Annotated in this window: 1 pseudogene; it reads left to right on the top strand. The window is 46.7% G+C overall.

The window, feature by feature from the left end:
* Window positions 1-1,069: pseudogene (locus AC1DSE_RS35700) on the top strand (SpoVR family protein); the annotation flags it as partial.

Raw genomic sequence — 1,069 nt, 5'->3', positions numbered from 1 at the left:
GAGCATGTCTGCTACAGCGGATCGTATTCATCAATATGAAATGGATCATGGCACGGAGGCGGTCGAGAAGTTTATCGATGCGATCCTTGCCATTCAAGAGCATGTCGATCCGACGCTCATTAAGCCATATCAATTGGATAAGAAACGTTATATCGAAATGGTGCAAAAGGACAGCGAGCGCTCGGAGTGGAATATCCCTTCTTCCTCTTATGATGATTTGTGGAATCTGGACCCGGATCGGACAGCTTTGCCGCATCAGCCGCTCAATCACAGGCCGCTGACGCCAAGCGATTTCCGCCACGGCCAGAAAAAGATCTCATCTGGTTTATTGAGGAATACTCCCCTACTCTGGAGGATTGGCAGCGCGACATTCTATCTATGCTTCGCGATGAGATGCTCTATTTCTGGCCGCAAATCGAGACCAAGATAATGAACGAAGGCTGGGCCTCCTACTGGCATCAGCGAATCATACGCGAGCTTGATCTAACTAGCGATGAAACGATTGAGTTCGCTAAGCTAAACTCCTCTGTCGTGCAGCCTTCCCGGCACACCTTAAATCCCTATTATTTGGGCTTGAAAATATTCGAGGATATCGAACGCCGTTTCAATAATCCAACGAAGGAAGAACAAGCACGCTTCGGACGCGTCCCCGGCAAGGGCAGAGAAAAAATGTTCGAGGTACGCGAGCTCGATTCAGATATTTCGTTCATCCGCAACTATCTAACGAAGGATCTGGTTAATGATCTTGATTTGTACATTTTCGAGAAAAAAGGCCCTGAGTGGAAAATTACCGATAAGTCGTGGGAGAAAATTCGCGATCAGCTAGTTTATTCAAAAGTAAACGGTGGTTTCCCTAGTTTGATGGTTAAGGATGGGGATTTTAATCGTGTGGGTGAGCTTTATCTTATTCATGAGTATGAAGGGATGGAGCTCAATCTGAAGTATGTGGAGCGTACGCTGCCTCATGTCGTTCAGCTTTGGGGGAAAAACGTTCACCTGGAGACGTTTGTTGAGGATAAGAAGATTGTGTTCAGCTGTGATGGGAAGAAGACGAGTCGGAAGTTTGTTT

The organism is Paenibacillus sp. 01L418, assembly GCF_056400045.1.
The sequence above is the reverse complement of the archived record's forward strand: the minus strand, read 5'-3'. Positions and strand labels throughout refer to the sequence as shown.